The organism is Saccharicrinis fermentans DSM 9555 = JCM 21142 (assembly GCF_000517085.1).
Taxonomy (GTDB): Bacteria; Bacteroidota; Bacteroidia; order Bacteroidales; family Marinilabiliaceae; genus Saccharicrinis; species Saccharicrinis fermentans.
The window spans coordinates 1295889-1319004 of sequence record NZ_KI912107.1 but is presented as its reverse complement, the minus strand read 5'-3'; the positions used below and the strand labels follow the sequence as shown (position 1 = coordinate 1319004).

Sequence of the window (23116 nt, the reverse complement as noted above, 5' to 3'; positions counted from 1 at the left end):
CTATAAATTACTTATTACGGCAATAGCACCTGCTGATAAAAGAATCAAACTCCATGTGATAAAAGAATTTATTCGCTGCTTTTTAAACAAAACCTTATGCAACTGATCCGACTTACTTAACCTATCTGCTATATCTTTTTCTAGGTTCTCTATATTTTTTTGAATAGTAAGGTTATCTGTATGTGTTTCTGCAACTGCCTTATTAAATTCTTCTAATTCATTGGATAAGCTTGTTGTTGATAACTGATCAGCTAGAGTTTGAATTTTTGTACTATAACCACTTATAACTTCAACAATTTGAGACACCTCAACACTTTGTTTTTTAAGCGTTTCAATGGATAGAGAAGTCACTTCATTGATTATAATATTACTTGTATTCGTTATTTCAGCTACTGATTTACTGAATTTTCCCAGTTGTTCAGAAATGCTATTCTCACTCTTTTCTGTTGTAACTCCAACCCTTTCTTCAAATTGGTCTAATTTACTTGTAAAATCACTGACTATGGTATCCATAGTCTTTGCCATTTCAGCCTCTTGATTCTTTATCGTTTCAACAGATAGTAACTGGGTTTCGTTTATAGCATTATTACTTGCTGTTTTTAACGCTGATACTTCCTTTATAAAGCTTTCCAGTTGTTCTGTAAAACTATTTTCACTCTTTTCTATTGTAACTCCAGCCTTATCTTCAAAGTGAACTAGTTTGCTAGTAAAATCATCGACTATAGTATTCATAGTCTTTACTATATCCGCTTCTTGTTTCTTTATTACTCCTGATGATAATGACCGTATTTCAGCTATAGCGGATTCTGTATGACTTTGCAATTTCTGTGTGGCATCTTTAAAATAAACTACCTCCTGAGTAATACTTTTTTCACTTTTATGAATTGATTCATCTATCTTATTTTCAAACTCCTCAAACCCTACTGAAAAATCAGTAATAACCGATGATGTTTCATTCTTTATCACATCAGCAATATTTTTTACATCTTTGGCCAATAGATGGGTAGCCTTTGCTAATTCACTTCCATTCTTAGTAACCTTCTCTACCTGTACTCTTGCTGAATCAATCTTTGTTAAACTCTGCTGTATTTCAACTAATAACTTATTAATATTTTCCTTGCTCATTATTCGGTATAGTTTATTTCAAAGTTTATTAATTTCTCTTTATGTATTTTAAGAGTGAGTTCTATTTTGTGCTCTTCAAACAGAGACAGATTAGTACATACGCCCTCTATAAATCCGTTATATGTATCATAAAATTCCCAAAATGTTTTAATAGAAAGACGTTTCTCAAACTCTATCATCCCATTGAAATAGCTTTCTTTCAATTCTTCATCAAGTAACTTATTGTCATTTGTACCCAAAAAATATAGGCAAAATGCATTTAACAAAGATAGCGATGGATTACTGTCAGTTAAAGAGCGACGTATTAAGCGCACAGCTCCTTGCAAGTGTTTTACATTATCAATTGGAGTACCACTAATACCAATAATCTCATCTTCTATCACACGAAGATATTTATATACTATCTTTATTGATGAATCTTTACCTTCATTAGTATCTGTTGTGATACAATATGGTTCTCCGTTAGCAGCTTCATAACCCTTTTTCGCATATTTAGAATTAAAATAAAAATATAGAAAATCTTTCAAATTTTCGTTTGTGTCTTTCCAATCGTTTGATTCATCAAGCCCACTAATACAGAATGTGCGCATGTCGTTAATCGCACGTTTTCTTTTTTCTGATATTTTCTCATAAACAAAGTCTATTAGAAAAGCTAAACATTTATAAATTTCATCTTTTATCGGTACTTTAGGATCTCCTTTCACCTTAAAATCATTCAACTTTTCAAGTTCAACTTTTGCCCTTTCTGTATTATAGTATCGTAGTAAAAATTTATTTAGTGCTTTTATGTATTCTCCTTCACCCTTTCTTTTAGATACAATCCTATAGCCTTTTTTTTCATAATTTTGTGTAAAATCATCAATTAAACCTATACAGGTCATTCTATATATTGCCTTTGCAATATCCAATTGGGTTCCTTCTTCCTTTGTAACTGGTTTAGCAGGTTCATATTTAATAAACGAAACAATTTCTTCTCCAATTTCAGCATCTACTAGCGGAGATAAAAATCCTTTAACCAGACTTACACCCTCCTCTGCAAACTCAATATCATCCCCTTTAAAAACGGTAATCATATGGTTATTGAGTAACGCATTCATATTTGTTTTCTCAACAATAGGGCCTTTAAAGCTATTCTTATAAAAATGCAATACCGTACTAAAATCGTTATTTTGGTATTCTATAAATTTTTTGTCAATAATAAGTTTATTATCATTTATCAATTGCTCTAATTCACTCTGTAACATCCACTCTCTTGCTTGCATAGGTACTTTAGCTGCATCGCAATGGCTATAATTAGGGCATTCCTCTTCGCATAATTTTTTTGAGAATATAAAAATACCTGTAGCAGTTTTATTAGAACAACTTATTTTTGCAAAATCATTAGCAGGGGTACAAATATCAATATATTCCGGATCTACTTGAATATTATAATGTTCTAATATTACCTCTAAATCACCTTCTTCAAACCATTTCCCACTTATAGCGTTAAATACTTTTTTTATCTTAAAATCATCCCCATCATAAGTCACTATAGGATTAAGGCGCTCTATTTTATAATCAGATATTAAGATAGTAGCTAAGGCCATTTTTCTATCTCTACCTGCTCTACCGGCTTCTTGAACAAAACTTTCTAAAGAGCTTGAGTAATTCATATTCACCGTAAAGCGAACATTAGGCTTATCAATACCCATTCCAAAAGCTTTCGTTGCCACCATTACCGATTGCTTATTATCCCTAAATAGTTCAAGGTTTTCAACACTAGAACCGGTATCGTCACCACCCAAAAATGTTCCTATGGATGCTACTTTTGTAGATAGTATTTGCTTATTTGCTTCTACTGAAATACCGGTATTAGCTTTATGTGGACAAAAAACAATACCTGCCTGATCATAGCACTCCTGCTTTTTGAAAAAATCAGCAGCCATTTCTGTTTTAAGATCTCTATACGCTAGTTCATCTAAATTTTGACGTTTTTTGAAACGTGAATGAATGGTAGCTAACCAATCAGGATTTTGTAATTCATTTACATATTTAGGTACCTCACTAATGTAACTATATAATGCTCTATTTTTCGCTAATTGGATTGCCTTTGATGAAAAAGGACCAAATAAACTGATAGCTCTTGGCAAACCTGGATCTAAGTGTCCGAATTTAAAGAATTTATCTTCTTCAAATTTAACCTTAACCTTTTCTATTTTATATTGTAACTCTAATCTATCACTATTTTCATACCTGACGATGGTATCTGCATCTAGTACGAAGGCTCCTTCTGCTGATAATTCGCGTTCAACATCGGCCAGTACATCAAATGAGGCTGTAGCTGTTAGTCCAAATAATGAGACATGACCATTTTTTGGTTTCACATATTGGTATAAATTTCTTCCTAAATGTAAATATGGGATTCTAAAATCATGTCCCCATTCTGAAACACAATGAACTTCATCAAGCACTCCATAAGCAAAATATACTGATGTTTCGTGCATCCTTTGTAGTCTTTTACGAAACTTATAGATTGCCAATCGTTCTGGAGACATAAATACAAACAACTTTTCAGATTTCTCCATCTGCTTAGCTCTTGCTTCTTTATCTTCCACCGTGGAATTGATATAAGTACAACAATCTATTCCTGCATTGATTAATCCATCATATTGATCCTTCATTAACGAACTTAAAGGATCAACAATCAAAGTTATACCAGGTTGTAAAAGTGCTGCAATTTGGTAAGTTAATGATTTACCTCCCCCCGTTGGTAATAATCCTATGACACATTTTTTTTGTAATGCTCTACTCAATATGGGCAGCTGACCAGGTCGAAAATCTTGTTTGCGGAATAATAATTGTAAAAAGTATTGCAATAAAGATTTTCTTTCTTCAATTTCCTTATACTCCCCCCGTTCATCTTTAGAAACTAAATTTCGGTAATTTATTTCATCACTCGTATAGATTGTCCTTGTACTAGTAATTTCCTTTGCTGACTGAATCTTAAAATAACAATATTTTTTTACCTTAAAATGGCTAAAGCTATCTTCCTTAATACCCTTGTACCCTATTGTGGAGGTTTCTATTACCAAGTCATACTCTACTTTTTTATGGACTGCTTTTTTAACTGCGGAAACATTCGCATCTAAATGTAAAGGTGAATTACTAAACTCTTCGCAGCTAATGATATCCAGTTCTATTTTCGGGAATTTAATATAACTATAATCCTCACTTAAACCACATATATGATCGAATAACATCGCTAAATCTTTAAAAGCTATGGCTGCACAAGGAACATCTTTTTCTTCTACCAAAACCCTCCATTCATCCTGATCTAAACTCAGTCGACCCAACATTAATGCCTCTAAAATAACTTTTTGTAATCGTGCAATGGCTATGGGAGACAATACAAGTTGTAAATTGACAGTATCAACTTTTGTATATTCTGTTTGTTCTTTATTATTATCTTCTTGATATAACCATTGCAGTAGTAGCAGATAATCCAACTCTTTTTGCAAGCTAAAAACTATATCGCCATTAGGTCTGTTCTCTCTCGCGGTTAAACCAAATGCTTGCGCAAACTGTGACTCGATGAAAGGACTTGCTTTCGTGGGTAATCCTCTAGTCACTATATTATTAAGTACAGCCAATATTGGATGTACATCGTCGTATATACTTGCTCCAATATCAAAGGGTGTAGCGGTTTCAAAACAAGTTAGTTTTTCGCATAAATCATTAATATCTTTCTGGTTTTTACCAGCAATTTCTTTACTTAGGTGATTTATTCCATCTAACTGATATGCTGCATGAAATTGTACTTCAGGATAAAACTCAATCGGTATCAGATTACCTTCACCTGTATACTTTAATTGAAAGACCTTTATATTACAAGTACAGGTGTTTGAACCTCCGTAATACAATTGAGTATCTAATTTTTCATAAAGCAATGGAACTTTAAAATAATCATAAAAATGATCAATACGTTTGTTGCTATAATTTAATGGGCCAACACACACTATATAATTATCATCAAGTACTGATTCATCCAACTTTCCGGCTAATAGCTTAAGGTTAATCTGTTTAATATCCAAGATATTGGAAAAGAAGTGAATGACTGGCCTATTACCTTCTGATATAAAGTCATTGATGGTTACATCATCCAGAAACTTGTTGCATTTTACTACCTTACTATTCCCTCCCAGAAAAGTGCCCACATGCAACGCAGCCCGCTCCAATACCATAGAAGATGGTTCAATAAGAGTAATTTTTTGAACATTAATATTTAACTTGTTACGATTTAAATAATCCAACAAAGTCATTGTTGCCAAAGCTTGACCACACCCCCAGTCAACAATATCAAATTCACCATTAAAAATACTATTAGGTATAACTTTTAAAGCCTCATGAATTTTGGCCTCATGCATATTACCGAATGACCGCAAAAACTGGCACATTAGTTCATGGGAATCTAGTAAATCAACCCCATGATTCAACTTACACCATAATTCATCCCTTTCGTCTTTACTTAAATAACTAATGCTATCGATAGCAATCTGTCTAATTTTCTGAAATGTGGGGGCTTTTAGCTCTTGTATTTGTTTTATGTATGCTTCCATGACTAAAGACCTGTGATGGTATCTCTAACAGGATTTTCTTTGTGTGTTTTATAATTCTTTCTTGCCACCTCTATTGAAGTATTTGCATAACAGTATACACATTCATGCGGACATGTATTGTACTGGCCTATATCTTTGCTCTTGATGCAACCACACAATTCTCGTTGCCCTTTGTCTTTGTTATTTTTCTTCTTTTCAATTTTAGGTGTAGGGTCAAAAAGGGTAGCAGGTGTTATGGTGACACCCAGGAACTTCATCAATTCTTCATCATGCTGAAATAGATCTATCATCAAATCATCATCCACACACTTATTGTGTACAATGCCATATTGTTTCAAATCTATTTTTTCAGCACAAGTGCCAATTTCAAAATTCCATTCTTTATTCAGTTCCTGAAGCCCTTTGGCAAACTGGTGCATGGTGGTTTCCGTAAACTCCTGATAAACAATATTCTCTTTTTTTAGGTTAGTAGCTACCTTCTTATAAATCCCTATATCCGCAAAACTAAACACCAGTTTATTGGTGTAGTGCTGCAACTGGTCGCCTATATTTTTAACCCGATCCAATAAGATATCTACAGTAATGGCATCCGTTAATATCATGGGATCAAAACGCCAAATAACCTGTTTTCTCCCTATCTGCTTTGAGAGTTCAATAAATGTATTAATACGACTCTGCACAGGGGGCACATTGCCTTCGTAGCCTTCTAAATCGTAATCGTTTAGTGTGAATTGAAAATAGAAGTTTTTGATGTTCTCGATTAAAAAAGGGAGATATTTCATCATAGGTCGCGGATTCTTGGTCCAAAAAACCACGGCTCTGGTTTTTTCAAAAGACACATATAATGGTACCCCATTAAAAGGATTCTTCCATTTGATATAACCTTTTTTCCAACGTTCTATAAACCAATCGGCATAAAAAGCTGGTATATCCGTACTACGACTGGCAGACACAATAATAGGTGCTTGTGCACTTACGTTTTGGCCTTGGTCGTTTGTTAAATCTAGTTTTATCCAACTCATTTAATCACTCTATATGTTAAATTAATCCGTTCATTCACTGCCTTTTTTGTTTTGGGTACCTGATGCTGCCAATAGTGTTGTAATTCACCACCCATTATTAGCAGGCTGCCATGGCCTAGCTTCAATTCTATTTTCTCCTTGCTCTCTTTATGTCGCAATTGAAACTTGCGTGTGGCTCCAAAATTAACCGAAGCAATGATGGGATTTAAGCCTAGTTCTTTTTCGGAATCGGTATGCCACGATATCGAATCATTACCATTACGATAGCGATTGAGCAATACACTATTAAAAATGGTTTTTGCCTCAACTTCAATTTTTGCCTTTATTTCTAATAACGCTTCATTCCATTGTATTGGAGAAAGAATAATACCAGAGAAAGAGTAAGGCTTATCATTATCGCCATACCAGGCTGTTAAACGTGGAAATGGTATTACTTTTCCATACATACTCATAGATTCTTGTTTCCACTCAACATCATTCAGCAAAGTCTTGAAATGCCTGTTGGCTTCTTCAACATTAAAAAAATCAGGCACAAACAAGTATTCACCATTGGTGATACTTACCCACTGAGCTTGACTATTTCCCTGACTAAATAAATCTAATTGCATCTCTATTCCTATTTAACTATCCACCATCCACTATCCACTACTCACCATCCACTACCCCCTAATCCCTTCCACATCTATCCAATCAAACTTTCTCACTTTATCCTTGGTCTTTTTATCATTTAAGCCTGCTACGGCTTTTATGGCTGTACCAAACTTATTGTAATTAACCAATACGCCATCATCCAAATCAATGGCGATGCGCTCGGTGGCCAGTGGGTAAAGTATATCGCGCTCGTATTCTTGTAACTCGTGCAATACCTTTTCTATTTTCTCCTTTTCCTTGGCGGCTTTGGTTTGTTCGGATGAAGAGCCTGTCTCAATCAGGTGGTTAACATTTTCTATACGGTTATTCAATTTCTCACGGTACTCTTTCAAGTAACCATTAAGTATTTGTGACAAGGTATCGGGTGTGTAGCGATGCATATAAATAAGTACGCTAAACGAACTTTTTGGCGATGAGAATTGCCAGTAGATAGGACGTTTTTTATAGCGCTTGATATGATCGGCATAAAAGTCTTTGATAAAATACTTGCGTATATCTTTACCCAGACACTCCTCTACAAAAGCCAGGTTTTTATCGTAGTTGGCAGCTCCAAAGCTGACTTTCAAAAACTCCTTAAAACGACCTGCAATATCATCGTCAAACCACTCGTCATCTAACACAGGGATAATATTGTCATCATCTGGCATAAAGGTGATTGGTGCTTGGAGGTTAGTGCTTAGTGGGTGGTGGGTGGCTGTTGGTAGTTGTTGCGCAGCTTGGCTATCAGGCTGTTTATTTGTTTGCTCAAACTCTCCAGCTCCGTTAGTATTGGAGTTATTTGGGCTGCTGGTATCATTTCCAAATCGGTGGTCAAAAGTAGTTGAGTCTGGAGCTCCGCCAGCGATCCCTGTGCTATCCTCAGAAAGTGAATAAACTCCTTCGTTCCCCTGGACTGCCCCTCTGCTATGTTGCTGGGTATACTGACTGCCGCTCTTTTGATCTGATTGGTCAGACTGAATAGTTCCTCTTTGGGCATTTGCTTCATCAGAATATACACTTCCTTGACCATTTTCCTGCCCTGTTGCCAAATTCTCAGCTCTTTGAAGTTCTTGATAGTACTCATCTATATCTTTTTTAGGGTTGAATATCCAATTGCCTTCACCATCTTCTATCCACCAATCACCAGCCACTTTGCGGACGTAGTCCTCAAGTGTTTCTCCTTGGTTAGCCAATATTAACCCCTCCTTATCCAGGCTATAGCGCCCAAACATACAGCCTACAGCGTAGGAGATGAATTGTTTGAAGATCTCTTTGGGGTTGAAAGGGAGTTTGGGTAGTTGGTGATTGGTGATTGGCGATTGGGCGCTATCCACTACCCACTGACCACCATCCACTAGCTGCCAACCACTTTTATAACGCTCACTTATGGCTTTCAGCTGCTTCTGATCCAATTCCTCTTTGAGTATGGTAATATCTGCCAAAGGCACATCGGGTGTTAATTCCTCCTGCAAACCATATATCTCAATAAACTGCTTGTTGAGTTCTTCTTCGTTTTTATGTAGCTGGTAAAACTTGTTTTGCCAATATTGCTGGTAAAGGTCGTAGCTTTCTTCTAGATCTTGACCTTTAATACGGATGAGTTCGTTTTGATTATAATACCAACTTCTCTCAATTGAGTAAAATTCTTGAGAGCTTATTTCTATACACTTTCCAACATCATTAGCGATCCTTGTATTTTCCAAATCATTAAACGGAACCCTTGAGACATCTCCCACGTTAAATGTTAAAGTTGGACTAAGTAATTCTAAAAAAGAAACACATATCTTTGAATTTAGAAATCCTAAAAGCTCTTTGCTTTCACTATATATAAATGGTCCACGAGAGTTTGGTATAAATCCTGAATCTTGCATTCGAAAAGCAGGAGTGCCGGAACTTACATCACTGAAAGATATACCTGGTTTACAATAAGAATTGTAATTCCTAATATACCGAGACCAACTTTTTGTTGAAGGATCGTTAGGGTTGTTAACTAGCCAATATTTTAATTCTTCACCATCTTCTGAAAAGTTTAAAACATATTCGTTATTTCCAAACCATTTCTTAAACTTCCCTCCTTTGGTCATTGGAATCCACTTTTTAGAAGAGATTAAATCTTCCCTTGAATTATAATTCAACCCAAATTTATCAGAATCTATTTCCCACCAGAATCTTAAAAAACGATCATTGTTAGCAGTCGATAATCCTGCTTTTGGGGGATGTGACTCTTTTAATTCTGTATGATTTACAAACGCATCAATTTGCAATCCACTTAACCAATAGCCTAATCTATATTCTGGAATTTTTTCAAAGTCTTTTTGATTGGCGGTATAGAACCAGCCACATTGAGGGTTTTTGATGGCTTCGAGGGTACGAGGGGCTTGATTTTGTGCTCCTTTAAAATCACTTAAACGAATATAACTTCCTTTTGCACCATCATTGATGTTTTTATTACGTAATGTAAATGTACAAATGGGTACTGTTGCACCATCGAACCCAGAATATTCAAGTTGAATTAAGTTATTGATGAAATGGTTGTCAATTACCTTTGCTCGTAATTTTTCGTAACTAGAAATAAACATCCACACAAATGGTGTCATATATCCTGTTAAGCCATCTTCATTACAAAGTTCCAGGCAGCGTAAAATAAATGTGGCAAATAAATCCGATTTGGTTTCGGGATAATTGGCTTCAACATATTGCTTTAACGTACCTTCCATTCGAGATGAGCTAATGTAAGGTGGGTTAGTAACTACAACATCGTATTTCTGCCCAAGTAGGGTGTATAGCTTTTTTAACTCTGCTTGTTGCGCACCAAATAATGAATTTTCATCAATTTGCAACTGTTCTACTTCGTTGGGTTCAACCTTAATAAGTGAGCCTAAAGCAGAGGCATTATTGAATTTGTCATCAAACTCAAAATCCTGATAAAAAGTAATATTTGGCTTGATGTTATTTTTTACCACTGAACGCAGGAACCTGCGGTGCTTTTGTCGTCCTTTCATGAAAAGCACAAAAGATGCTAACTGAGCAGCTCTTGGGTCAATATCTACTCCATGCAGATTTTTTGTAATGATGAGTTCAGGTATTTCTGTTGGGTTATAGCCTTGCTCTTCGTACATTTTATAAAACACATCAAAGGCGTAGGACAAAATATGTCCTGAGCCAACGCATGGCTCAAAAAACTTGATGTCTTCAATACTTTTAGCTTTGCGTGTTTGTAGCTGTTCTTTGTAAGCCGGCTTAACATAAAACTCAAGACTATCGGTTACTTTAGTGTCTATATTTATTTCGGACCATAACTGTCCTAAGGTGTTATCCACCATATATTGCACTACCCATTTAGGAGTAAATAACTGAGAAGCTGGTGCTAATTCATTCTTTTCGTATTTCTTTTTTGAGCTGATTAACTCATCATTCAGTTCCGAGATATAAAACTGGTAGAGCCAACCAATGACTTCTACCTCCTGGCAGTCTTCAGTGGTCATGCCTTGGTTAAAATCGTTTACTATAGAGAACTCAGAGATAAGGTCATCGGGCAAGAGTAGCTCGGTATAATCGCTAATGCGCTCAAAGAGGAAAGGGAATATCTTGTGCAGATGGTTACAGGCCCCAATGAGTAGTTCTTTGTAGGCTTCGTTTTGTGCATTGCTGCTGGGTATTTTGCCATCGAGCAGGTCGTACACGTGCTGTGTTTTCACCTGTAGGTCGTCGTGTATGTTGCCTTGTTTGGCTTCGTCGAGCAAGGCAGGTAAGGTATGTCCCGGCTTGGGCGTTACAACGCCTACACCAATAGGCTGGTAGTCGTTGGCATCCATAAAACGCAAAGCCATCAATCGGTTAAACCAGGTATAGGCCACCTTGTCTACCACTTGCTCTTTGGAGGTAGCATTAATAGCTTCCTGTAGTTTTTTAAGCGGTGCAGCTTTCTCGCGTAACTCAGCAGAGTCGGTGTTCAGCACGAGCTCTAATCGGGCACTTACTTGCTGTATAATTTTAATACGGGCTTGTTGTGCAAAACGTTTTAGTATGTTGGTGTTCATGTTTTATAGTTGTTAGTATTTAGGGGTTAGTTGTTGGTTTTTAGCCTTATTTAATAGCAGGTTTTTACATTCTCCAAAAACCATGTCACTGTTCTTTTCTTTTATCTCATCTATTTTGGAGGCTACTTCTGCAAGCAAAATCATAGCTGCGCTCCGCTCGTCTGTATCGGCCATAGAACCAAAACTAATATCAGTGCCATGTGTAATTATCTCACCTCTTGAATTGAAATAATTAAATGAGTCACCCGAACGAATGCATAGATAATTGGTAAAAATACCCCTGTCGTGTTCTTTAACTGCTCGGTTAGCAAGTATCAGCTCAATATCACATTTTAACTGCAAACGCTGTTTAATCTCCACTAAACTATCAAAGGCAACCTGTCCATTGAGTTTATCACGTCCTCCTTCGAAGGTAAAAACGGTAAAACGATACTTCACCTGAGTTGCTTTATCCAGCTCTAGCATAATCTTTTCCAGATTGGAAGGAATTAAGCTGACATCATTTAAAATATAGTTATCTATCAATACTACATCAGTGAAAGGCGTCAGGTAATCGGAGAGCTTTGTCCATGTGTTAAAGCCATTAAGTCCCTGTTCAATACTTTTACGTACAGGATGTTTTAATTTTAAAGGCAAAAGGCTTAATTTCTCCCAGGTGGTTAATAAATCATCTTTAAAAGCAAAAAGGTAGCCATTTTTATCCCTGTACTTTTTTTTATTATTATCACTATCTTCCTCTATACAATAAAAGGTTAAAGGCTCTTCACATTTTACTTTATTTTTATAACAAGTAAATGGCTTATCTTCATACTTTATCTTGGTTTCTCCTCTTCCTGTACTCAACTGAGTTAACATGACATTTTCGGCATCACTCAACTTATTTGTCTGATATACTGTTAGGTCAGTTTTTGATTTAAAAAACTCCCAAAAGCTATTCCATCGTGCATTATCATATTCAGTCCCCAAAGGTATTCGCTCTGGTTGTTTAGCTATAAAAGCTGAAAATATCTTACCGTGTAAAATAGTATGCATTAGTTCTGATTTTGCAGCTTTAATAAATCCATTGTTAAACGTGCATTCTCATCAAAAAATCCTTCTCCAAAATCTTGCTTTAATATCCCATCTGGTCTTATTTCCAATTTCTCCACTTGTTTTTTACCCTGGGGTATTTTATCAGGATGATAAAGGTAAGAGATGGAAACATCATCTGCTTTCACTGAATATTTAGGGCTAGCCACCAGATATTGGAATTTACGAATCAAATATTCTGAGTGAGTTTCTACTACAAAACGAATATGATAATGCTCATGAGCATCGGCCAATAGTTCTGCCAATTTGCTTTGAAAAGCAGGATGTAAATTACTTTCTGGTTCTTCAAGCATCAATATAGCATTCTCCTTTGCCTCTACAATCCTGATCAACAATAACAGTAGCATGTTTACACCAAGTCCATAATCACCCACAGAATACTCTTTGTTATCATTAAGAATATTATAACTTATCCCTACTTCACTATTTTCTATTACAATAGGTTTTATCACCAAAGCTTCTCCTATTTCGAAATGAGCAAGCCATTGGTTTACAAACTTTAAATTAGAATGCTCTGACTTATTATCTCCAAGTATCGTTTTTGCAAAATCATAATAGATACTGTTGTGACTATTTCTATCAGCATAAAAAAACAAACGCTTTAGAGCTGTTTCGTGCATTCCAAAACGTATGGTAGTAATATCATTTTTTAATGATTTACCCAATAGTGCTATGGGTTCTAATACAGCTTCTTGTATCCTGTCGCATATATCCCCTAAATTCTTTATTTCTTCCTTCTGATTGGTAGGGGAGTTGGTGTTTTTGATAGGCGAATGTTCATTATAAACTCTTAAAAAACTCTTCCTATTTGTTTTACTATCATTTTTAAATAATAAACGATAGTCTTCACTTAATAAAATGTTAACAATTGCATTTTTAGTAATCAATGCCCTATTTAAAAGTTCATTCACATTATTGCGTGTAGCATGGTATTTAAAAAACTCAACAAACTCCAATTCTTTTTGAATAAGTAAATAGTCCTCTTTATTACTACCATAAATCAAGCGCTGTGTTATGGATTTCTGCTGGTAAGCCACTAAATATATCAAGGCTAATTCAAAATCCTTATAGCTATTCAAAAACGCCTCTCTGGTAAATATTTCATTCTTAATCAATGTTTCTCGTAGTTTCTTCAATTTAGTATCGGTAAAACTAGCTTCAAAAAAGTTTTCTGTTTTTAATACCACCTGGCTCAATTTACTGGGTATTAAAATCTCATCGTTTAAATCGTAAAAAGCATTACATGCCTGCTTCAATTGTCTATCAAATTGCCATGGCGCATTTAGCTTATTATCCCAAACATAACGAAAGTCTGTAGGTGCAAGATCTCTATTTTTATCTAAAATTGGCTTAACTAACTCATGAGCTCTTTCATCAGAAAAAGAAAAACCCTCTTTCTCTAATTTATCTTTCCACATCTCTTGTTTTTCTGAGTATTCACCAATATCCGACATCTGGTCAATTCTGGCTATATAATACTGTCTAATCTCCTCTTTCTTTTGTTGTAAAAGGGTATTATAAATATATAAAGGCAACTTTTCAGGATCAGTATCTGGATTTATTCGCCATACATACTTATTTTTAAACGCATCTGATTTCACCTCACTGTTAAGCCATTTATTTTCTTCAATATATTGTTCAAATGGTATTTTATCGAACCACATAACTTTTTCGTTATCCTTATATATTTCAGCTTCTTTTAGATGGATATTATTTTCAATAGAAGGCTCATATACCAGCTTATAATCGATAGACTCACCTTTTTCATCACTTACCGAAAATGTGAGTACTAATTGATTATTTGTATTTTGATAATTTAAATTTTTAAAATAATCTTCAATAGTACCCATCACCTCTGAATCAAATTTAAGTTGATCAAATGATGTTATATCGTAGTTTTTAACAACACTCTTTTTCAATAAGAATAGAATCTTCTGTAATGCACTCTTACCACTATTATTAGTACCTGTTAATAGAGTGTATGGTTTTAATTCAAACTCGTGTAAATCCTTAAAAACACGAAAATTCTGAATGCCTATTTTATTAATCATGTTTGCTATTTCTAAGTATTAGTTTAATAGTGGGCAATCGAATTTACCCATATCCTCTGGATACATTTTAAAAACATCCATTTTATTCATATTCTTCATATTATTAACATATACCTTTAAACCATTGAGCTTAACAGGCAGCGTCTTCATCTGTCTGGGTTGGAAATTGAAACGGATACTCACTTCAGAATCTCCAACCTTCCGTTTTGTTTTATTAAAAAGATCAAAACCGATTCCACATTTCACGGTAAAGTAGTTGGTATAGATATGTCTGTCGTGGATCTTAGGTTGTTTACCTGAGTTAAAATATTGATCAAATTTTAGTATCGTGAATTTTATTTTTAGATGCTTATACTTTACAAAATGGCTCTTTAGCAAGCTATGTATTTTAATGGCTCTTTCTTTGTCGGTACCCTTTTCTTTTGTTAATATACTTTCTGCCAATATAGCGATGGAAAGATCGCCTTGATAATCAATAGGTATCAGCTGCTCAAGCATTGGCAAAAGGTTGTCTTTTAGTCGACCCTGTGATTTATCAGATAAAATATATTTATCGGCTATTACTATTGAATTAGTGGGAAAAGCACCAATAAATTTCAAATCACTCCAGCTATTGAATATTTCATCGTCTGCTTCGTCTACAGGTAAAACAATGGTTTTTTCTACATCATTGTATTTAATGTATTCGCTCCACTTTGTTCTTAGGGTTGCAGAAGTTATGACCCGATAGCCATATTTATGTTCCAAATCCATAGCTCTTTGTTCATCGCACTCGATGAAGAGTAGTTTGCAACCTCCATTATTTAAGCAGGATGAGAGGCAATCTTCGTCAAGTAGGTTTTGCAAATACACAATGTCTGCTGGATTTTGTTCCTGAACAATATCATAGATGAATAACTGTCCCTCAGCATCTTCATCAATCTCTTCTTCCGAAGCATAATTGGTAATAAGGGTATACCTATTGGCATGCTTGAGAAAATCATCACAAAATGAGGAAATAATAGCATCGTCAGCATCCACAGCCCAATAATTCTTAATGAAATTTTTATCGATATATACCTCCATAATTAATTTTTTTGGGCGTGTTTTAAACGCATCAGTTCTCTCTTCCAATTTGATGCTTCATCGAAAAATCCTTTACCAAACTCCCCATCTAAACCACCATCTTCTTCAATAATTAATTTCTCCACTTGCTTTTTACCCTGGGGTATTTTATCAGGATGATAAAGGTAAGAGATGGAAACATCATCTGCTCTCACTGGATATTCAGGGCTAGCCACCAAGTACTGGAATTTACGAATAAAGTACTCAGAGTGAGTTTCGATAACTACAGAGCAATTAAATTTTTGTGTAGCATCCGTTACCATTTCAGCTAATTTACTTTGGAAACTAGGATGAAGATTTACTTCTGGTTCTTCAAGAAAAACTGTATTATGCGAGTATTCAACATTCACTCTATTGGTACAAAATGCCAATAAATTACAAACAAATTGATTAATTCCGCGGCCATAATTTATTAAAGGGCGTTCTTTATCATTGACTTTTAAGAAGTAGGTTATTCCTATTTTTTCATCTCCTGCAATAATGGGTTTTATTTCAATCTCATCAGCAATGTCAAATTCTTTTAACCATTTATTGATAAATTTAATTGTGTTTGAACTTTCATAATGAAATTCATCTAAATATTCAGATCCAAATAGTAGAAATGGGTTTTTATCCTTATTTATATCAGGCAGAAAATAATTATTGGAAAATGATAAGTCACTATGAGCGAAAATACTTTTATCAAGCAAGCTGTATAATTGCCTACTAAACTCAAGAGCAATGGATTTATAAATATCAGTTAAATACCTTAGGGTCTTATGAAAACGAAAATCTTCTTCATCTTTGGAGTGCGTAGACTTATTGTCTTTACTCTGATTGTATTTATTTTTACCGACATTGCTAATCTCCTCTTCTTCTTCAGCTCCCAATACTTTACGATAAGTACATTTCCAATCAAGATCTCCTGCTTCTAGCAAAGCTTTAAAAATAGGATTCTTTATATCGCCATCTATGGGGGCTGAAGGTATATTTTTACAAGGGCTCAATAATTCCAAGAAACTTGTAGAAATACCAGGTAACAATTCCTTAAAAAGAATATATAAAACTTCTTTTTCAAAATCCTTATACAAGGATTTAAAATCTTCTACGGTTTTAACATTTTCTTTTAACAATTCCTCATAAAGTATTTTGTACTTATTATTATTTAAAACCTCTAAAGTATTTGCTTTGATTACTAGTGTTAATAAGGTTGTGTTAAATAATAATCCACTAACATCTGTGAAGTCATCGTCTAAAAAGTTAGATCGATTATCAATGGGTTCAAAATAATTTCCATCAGGCGATAAAATAGTGGAAGGACGTTGGTCTTTTATCTTATCATCACCATAGCCTGTAGCTATTTTATGCTTTTCCTCATCAATATTAAAAGCATTAAAAACATAGCCCATTGCTAAATACTTTTCATACAATGCCGTTTCCTTAGTAGTGAGAATTTCATTTTCTGTGAGTTTCTTATCTAAAAGGCACAAACCTTCTTGTTCGTGCATAAGATCTTTATATGCTATTAAAGCCTCGTGAATCCGTGGTATTATATGTTCTATAGATGATTGATTTACCCCCCAGAAACCATTCTCTTCCCTATAATCATATTCATTAATAAAATCAGCTAATAACTGGTCTTGTTTATAAAATGATAATTGAGTTGGTAGTAATGTATCTTGCTCAAAATCATGAATATCTAACTGCAAATCAGCCGTCAAATCCCCAAATATGGTATGGTTAAAACCAAAACTAAACTTGAACCCTTTTGAGATACTTTCATAACTGATATTTGCTTTAAACGAACCGAAAATAAGCTTCTGTTCTGGACTTAAATTAAGATTATTGAAAGAAATTAAACGTTGTTTTTTATCAAATGCAAGTACTTCTTTTAAAAGGCGAAATCCATTTTTAAAAGTACTTTTACCAACTCCATTTGTTCCGGTTAGAATATTTATTTTATCCAAATTAAAGCTTTGAAGATTCTGAAATATTCTAAAATTCTGAATACCTATTTTATTTATCATGTTTGCTATTTTTATTGTAAGGGCTTATGATTTACCAATTAGTTGACTCAACTTTGCAGTAGTAACATTGGAATCTTTTTGTATTTCAAAAAATACCTTAGCTAATGTTTCTCCTAAGTTTTCTCCTAACTGTTGTTGTTTTTTCTCCCAAGTATCTCCCCATTTATTCCGAACCTAAGCCGAACCTAAGCCGAATTCTTTATCGTTTTTATCCGAACCTATTCCGTACTCAGTCTTCTCGAAACTCACTTTGTCAGCAGATAAAGTGAGTTTTACAATGGTAGAGTCAAAAGCCAAATCGTATTCTGGTGCCATCTGGTTATAGTCTTGCCAATTGCTTTCTATCTTATCAAATCCAAAACCGGCATTCTCTGCCATCTTCACCATTCTAAATAACTTAGAATCTATCGTATCCGATAATATAGGTATAAGTTCCTCTTGCGTCATGATAATAACTATAGCGAAATACGTCTGTTATTTTTTATTTCTTTTAACAAGGCCTTTTTATAGGCTTCTATATACTCCTGCACATCCGTTTCTGATCGTAATTCTGTTTTGCTAAAATTTACTTTCACCGCACTCTTTCTGATGTAATGCGGAATCGGGTCGTGTACCACAGGCGCACCATCTTTTTTAGCAGCCTCTTCTTTTATCGGTGTGGATAAACGAATCATTTCGTTGAGCTGTTGCTCCAAAAGTCTATCTTTTACCTTATGCTTGATATCACGTATAATGGCAATATACTTTTGATTATGCAACTTCTGCATTTCATCCTGCAAGGGCCTTACAATTATATTTTGTTTGCCTGATTCTAAGTTTTTATACTCATCCTTGCTTTGTAAAACTTTAATGGTCTTCTCTACTGTTGCAATGGCTGAAGTTTTTTCTTCCTCAATAAGATTTAATACTTTTTTACTTAACTCCTCTTTGGCTGCCTTGGCTTCTCTGATTAAATTGCCAGTATAAGGCTTAGGGTGAGCCAATAAATTTTCAAGAGTTTTAAATTCATTCCCTTCAATATAATCTAAATTAGAGCGATCGCCATTTAATAGCGCATGTATAGCATCGTATATTTGTACCTGATCTCCATTCATAAATCGTTTGATCGGATCCAACAAGTCTTCTTTTGTGTCTAGCAAGTCATCTTCAAAATCACTTATATTTGTAAGGTAATAGCTGTATTCTTTCGTGCTCCAACGATATAACTTTTCATTAAAATCACTTAAGCCACTAATAAAAGGATAACTATTTCTCTTCGCCAATAATTTACCGAGTTCCACCTGCATCTCTTTCAGTCTCTCTTTAAAAGCATTGGCCACATCTTTAGCCTCCGTTAGCGCACAGTTTTCATCAAAAGCATCCGCATACGTCTGTTTCAGTTTTTTCACCATAGCTACATCAAAAGTAGCCTGTGGTTCAAGCAATGTATTGGCATGATAGGCACTATTAAGCAAAGCATTTAATACTCTATCGTCATCTAACAAATTGGTATCTTGCTTTAATTCTAGCTTACCTCGTTTGTATAGTTTTGCGCTTATCGTCCAAATAGCATTGGGATACCAGCCGTATGGTTTGCGCAAAAAATGTGTTTTTAAATCGTTCAGCGATGTCCTGTCCGATTGTTTCTTGCGCCGTTTAATAAGATTTATTATTTCTGATTCAGCTTCAGACATGGACTTATCATCTGCTCCAAAAAGAGCATCTTGCTTGTCTCTGATAACTTGTTTAATGGTGTCTTCACTATATTGCACACTACCCAGCATCCGTAAATTAGAATAAACTATTTTTATCAGATCCTGAAAAGCATTCACTACACGGGTCTTACCTTCAGTATTTTGACCCATCTCATGTTTTTGGCCGTTCATAATAACTGTAGAAGTAGCCATCAGTTTGTTGGCAATCAACAATAAATTGCGACGACGATCCGCATTCTGTTGTCCTTTGTCTTGTAATATTCTTTTTACCTCTGGTCGATTTGTGGTAGACTGACTTTGCTTCACATATTTGTGCGTACGTAAATACATCTTCAGGTCTTTCATAAAAACCGCATCCAATGGTAAAATCATTTTCATGGAAGCACTACCCATGGTTTGTGCTTTTATAATGTCTAATTTATCGTAATCAACATAATTCGGTGTTATGATTTCTATTTCCAATTCTTTTTCTCTACCCAGAATAGAACCATCAATCTTATTAGTGAAATCGTAATCCTGTTTATTGTCCAGAAATTTTATTTTATTGTCACGGATAATCTCATCAAAAAATATCGCTTTTAACAAATCGGTTACTGCTTGCTCATCAATATCCGTACTTTTAATTTCTTCCTCTACATCTTTTTCATCATCAGTTAAAAACTCATATATATCCCCATTACGCTGCACATAACTTTGATTCTCAAGCGTATTGAGTGCCTCTTCGATATTGCGCTCATGTTTTTTAAGGTCAACATTGATATCATCAATCATCAAAACGGATATATTTCGCCGTGTGGTTTTAAAATTAGCGAAGTATTTTACCAGAAATAACGCTTTTAACACCTGCACTGCAAAACGATTATCCAGATTACGCTCAGCCAATATAACTGAACTTTGTATTTCTCCACGCAGTTCGTTACGAACCCCTTCATACATCTTGTCAAAACTAACTAAGGCCCTGTCATCTCTCTCTTCAATACTTTGAATCACTTGCTGAAATACCCCCAGCATCGAACGTTCTCCCACAGAAGCATGTTTTCCCTGAAAAGCATTATGCGTAGATAAGGCTCTGCGACAATGCTGAAAAAGATCGAACTGATAAGGTACAAAAGGGTATTTATGACTGAAATCCGTATCTTCTTTATATCCTTTAAATTGCACACCTGCATCTGAAAACGATAAAAGAGTATCCAAATGGGCCTTCTCTTCTTTATAAGAAGACACCAATCGTTTCTGCGCATTGTCATTTTTCTTTAACAACCTTTTCTCAATCACCTCATCTACGTTAGCTGAAGTTAAAGGTACTTTAAGCTTAAAGCGAGCCTGAATCCTGGAGAAGTCATTCTGTTGACTTTTACTCATATCTCCTACTACTTTCTCCATATCCTCCTGCGAAGTAACCAATATCCACGAGCACCCCTTGGTTCTGGTAGCTAACGTTTCTGCTATAGTTTGCAAGTTTAACATCAACTTGGTATTATCGCTGATATATTGCCCTACCTCATCCACAAAAAAGTTTAATCGGAAACCTTTAGGTTTTGTTTTAATATAATCATGCACGCGCAAGCAAAAGTCTTCTATCGATTGTTTTTGCCTGTCTTCCAGTCCTTCTAATATATTTTCATATTTCGATGCATCCGTATTATTTAGTTCGCCTAATACTTCCGCAATGGCATCTGTCACCAAAGGATCAAAATAGTCTAAGCGAGCTTCCTCCCAAGGGCTTTTATGTTTTTCAGCAAACTTACTTTTAAAAGTCTCAAAATGCCCTTGTTTATCTACCCACATCTCAAATTCTGCTACATGGGTCTGAAAACCATAATATCCCAAGTGATCAAAAAACACTTTATAAAATACCGATAGTATTGCATTCTCATCCGACTTGGCAGTAATCTGTGCCTGCTGGTCTATGTTAAAAAGAATAGATTCTGAGGGAATACGAGTGGCCGCCATCACATCTCCTTTTAACATCTCATCATCTTCAATCTTCTCAGCAAATAATTCGCCACTCTTGTAGCCATTAAAAGACTTATTCTCTAAAACATAGGATAAAATCTTTAATAAGTGCGACTTACCACTACCAAAAAAACCAGATATCCATACACCATTGGCTCCAGCATAATCATTATACGACTGAAAAAAATCTCTTATTTTCTTCGCTATTTCATGGGTAATAACATATTCTGCTACTTCGTCAGAGATATGCGCTCTATCATCAGCTTTAATAACTGTTTCAATATTTCTATTGATATCCTTCTCAAAAAATGACTTTATATTCATGGCTAGGCTTCTATTTTTTCAATATTAAATGCTCGGTAGTAATTATCATCCTTCAATAACCCAAACAAATTTAAGGTATGCCCATTGTAGTCTCCAGGGAAAAAAGCAACCGTCGGGGCTTCTTTGGCTATATTTTGCAGATTATTTAAAACATTATGCGAACGTATAAAAGGAAACACTTTGCCAATACCTGTTAAAAAGTAAACATGAGCATTTGCCTGTTCTATTTTACGTTGAATTAAGGGCATAAGTACTTGATGAATATTTAAAGAAGATTGTAGTGCTCTTAAAAATTTTTCTTTCGATTTTAATTTCTCAACCTTAAACATTCGTTCAACACCTCCTTTGTTTTCCAGTATTTCACATACTAATTCATACAAATTCAGTTCCAATACCGGCACACCTGATGTATCTAGCTTATTTATCAATAACTTTATTGATTCATCCACTAGCAACTCTTTTTTTGCATCATATGCCGAAATAAAAAAAGGAATTTCACCACCTAATGCTTCTTTGTTTAAAAAACTTTTAGATGAAATAACTTTATATAAATGGTCGAATTTTTCTGATATATCTTTCATTAGTATTCTGTCCAACTGTTTATATCCTGATCGGTTAATAAAAACACTTTAAGCCATTCTTTATCATCACTTACAATGGTTCTGCATACTTTATGGTCGAGTATCTGGGCTTGAATGACTTTTGTCTTCACTCCATCAATAAGCCCTGCTTGCTCAAGTATTTTAAAAGTAACCTGCTTAATCTTCCTCTGTGTTGATTCTTTTAAGCTTTCCATTTCACTATGCAACTCTGCTTTTCTACGATAAAAGGAAATATACTCTCCTTCAGTCAACCCATAATCATATACCAAAAGTTTCTCTCTAACCACATCCACCACAAAGTCTCTAATAAAAGAGTGCAGTTTACATATCGCCAAAAAGGCCATGTGGTTTTGAGTTATCAGATCTCCATCAATCAGCAAATCAATCTGTTCATGGGTGAGTTTTGCTATTCTTTTATTGCATTCTCGTAAAATCCTCTTTCCGGTAGCGCCTTTCCCTCTTCCTAATTCCTGCTCCAAATTCAGTTTCTCTCTACCAATTAAATTCTTCGCCACCATCACCATGTCATTTCGCCGCAAAGATGAGGCTGTAAATGAAAAATCGTATTTTATTACATCCTCCATGGTCTAATGCTTCAACTCTTTAATGGGTACATCTAGTAATTGGCTTAATTTCTCCAGGTGCTTATTGCTGGGAAAACTTTTTTCCTTAACCCAATTACTTACAGTCACCTCGCTAACCCCTATCTTTTGAGCTAGCCACTTTTGCTTGATCCCCTTTGCTTTCAACAATTCTTTCATCAGTTACTCTTTAATATAAATTAAAGTTTTACTGACACAAAATTATTATTTAATTCGTATTACTCTTCATCACTTGATTAATATTTTATGATGGGTTCATAATTAATGCTTAAGCAA

The 23116-nt window shown here is 34.8% G+C and carries 14 protein-coding genes; all 14 read right to left on the bottom strand.

Annotated elements, in window-relative coordinates:
• Positions 1–1125 (bottom strand): hypothetical protein, encoded by a 1125-nt coding sequence (locus CYTFE_RS0105395; protein ID WP_027470981.1) that lies wholly within the window; start codon positions 1123–1125, stop codon positions 1–3.
• Positions 1125–5720 (bottom strand): DEAD/DEAH box helicase, encoded by a 4596-nt coding sequence (locus tag CYTFE_RS25095; protein WP_052343010.1) that lies wholly within the window; start codon positions 5718–5720, stop codon positions 1125–1127. Before CYTFE_RS25095 ends, CYTFE_RS0105395 begins: the two co-directional genes overlap by 1 nt.
• Positions 5721–5722: 2 nt before the next feature.
• Positions 5723–6742: a DUF1848 domain-containing protein gene (locus tag CYTFE_RS0105385; RefSeq protein ID WP_027470980.1), complete on the bottom strand. Its 1020-nt coding sequence runs from the start codon at positions 6740–6742 to the stop codon at positions 5723–5725.
• The gene (locus CYTFE_RS0105380; RefSeq protein WP_044213869.1) at positions 6739–7350 is read right to left on the bottom strand and encodes an alpha-ketoglutarate-dependent dioxygenase AlkB family protein; all 612 of its coding nucleotides are present in this window, start codon (positions 7348–7350) and stop codon (positions 6739–6741) included. The genes CYTFE_RS0105385 and CYTFE_RS0105380 overlap by 4 nt, the downstream gene beginning before the upstream one ends.
• Positions 7351–7401: 51 nt before the next feature.
• Complete coding sequence (gene pglX, locus CYTFE_RS31035) at positions 7402–11412, bottom strand: BREX-1 system adenine-specific DNA-methyltransferase PglX (RefSeq protein WP_052343009.1); 4011 nt, start codon at positions 11410–11412, stop codon at positions 7402–7404.
• A 12-nt stretch (positions 11413–11424) separates the two neighbouring features.
• The gene (locus tag CYTFE_RS0105370; protein WP_027470978.1) at positions 11425–12444 is read right to left on the bottom strand and encodes a hypothetical protein; all 1020 of its coding nucleotides are present in this window, start codon (positions 12442–12444) and stop codon (positions 11425–11427) included.
• Positions 12444–14552, bottom strand: a complete 2109-nt coding sequence (locus tag CYTFE_RS0105365; protein ID WP_027470977.1) for an AAA family ATPase — start codon at positions 14550–14552, stop codon at positions 12444–12446. Before CYTFE_RS0105365 ends, CYTFE_RS0105370 begins: the two co-directional genes overlap by 1 nt.
• A gap of 18 nt (positions 14553–14570) precedes the next feature.
• Positions 14571–15617: a hypothetical protein gene (locus tag CYTFE_RS0105360; RefSeq protein WP_027470976.1), complete on the bottom strand. Its 1047-nt coding sequence runs from the start codon at positions 15615–15617 to the stop codon at positions 14571–14573.
• Between the two features lie 2 nt (positions 15618–15619).
• Positions 15620–17662, bottom strand: a complete 2043-nt coding sequence (locus CYTFE_RS0105355) for a DUF3696 domain-containing protein (RefSeq protein ID WP_027470975.1) — start codon at positions 17660–17662, stop codon at positions 15620–15622.
• 174 nt (positions 17663–17836) lie between these two features.
• A complete protein-coding gene (locus CYTFE_RS0105350) occupies positions 17837–18109 on the bottom strand; it encodes a hypothetical protein (RefSeq protein ID WP_027470974.1) in 273 nt (90 codons plus the stop codon).
• Positions 18110–18117: 8 nt separating this feature from the next.
• Entirely contained in the window at positions 18118–21636 is a 3519-nt protein-coding gene (brxC, locus tag CYTFE_RS0105345) for a BREX system P-loop protein BrxC (protein WP_027470973.1), read from the bottom strand.
• 2 nt (positions 21637–21638) lie between these two features.
• Positions 21639–22217, bottom strand: coding sequence for a DUF1788 domain-containing protein (locus CYTFE_RS0105340; RefSeq protein ID WP_044213866.1), 579 nt, complete (start codon positions 22215–22217; stop codon positions 21639–21641).
• The gene (locus CYTFE_RS0105335) at positions 22217–22822 is read right to left on the bottom strand and encodes a BrxA family protein (RefSeq protein WP_027470971.1); all 606 of its coding nucleotides are present in this window, start codon (positions 22820–22822) and stop codon (positions 22217–22219) included. The genes CYTFE_RS0105340 and CYTFE_RS0105335 overlap by 1 nt, the downstream gene beginning before the upstream one ends.
• A 3-nt stretch (positions 22823–22825) precedes the next feature.
• Entirely contained in the window at positions 22826–22999 is a 174-nt protein-coding gene (locus tag CYTFE_RS29310; protein WP_081735914.1) for a helix-turn-helix transcriptional regulator, read from the bottom strand.
• Positions 23000–23116 lie beyond the last annotated feature (117 nt).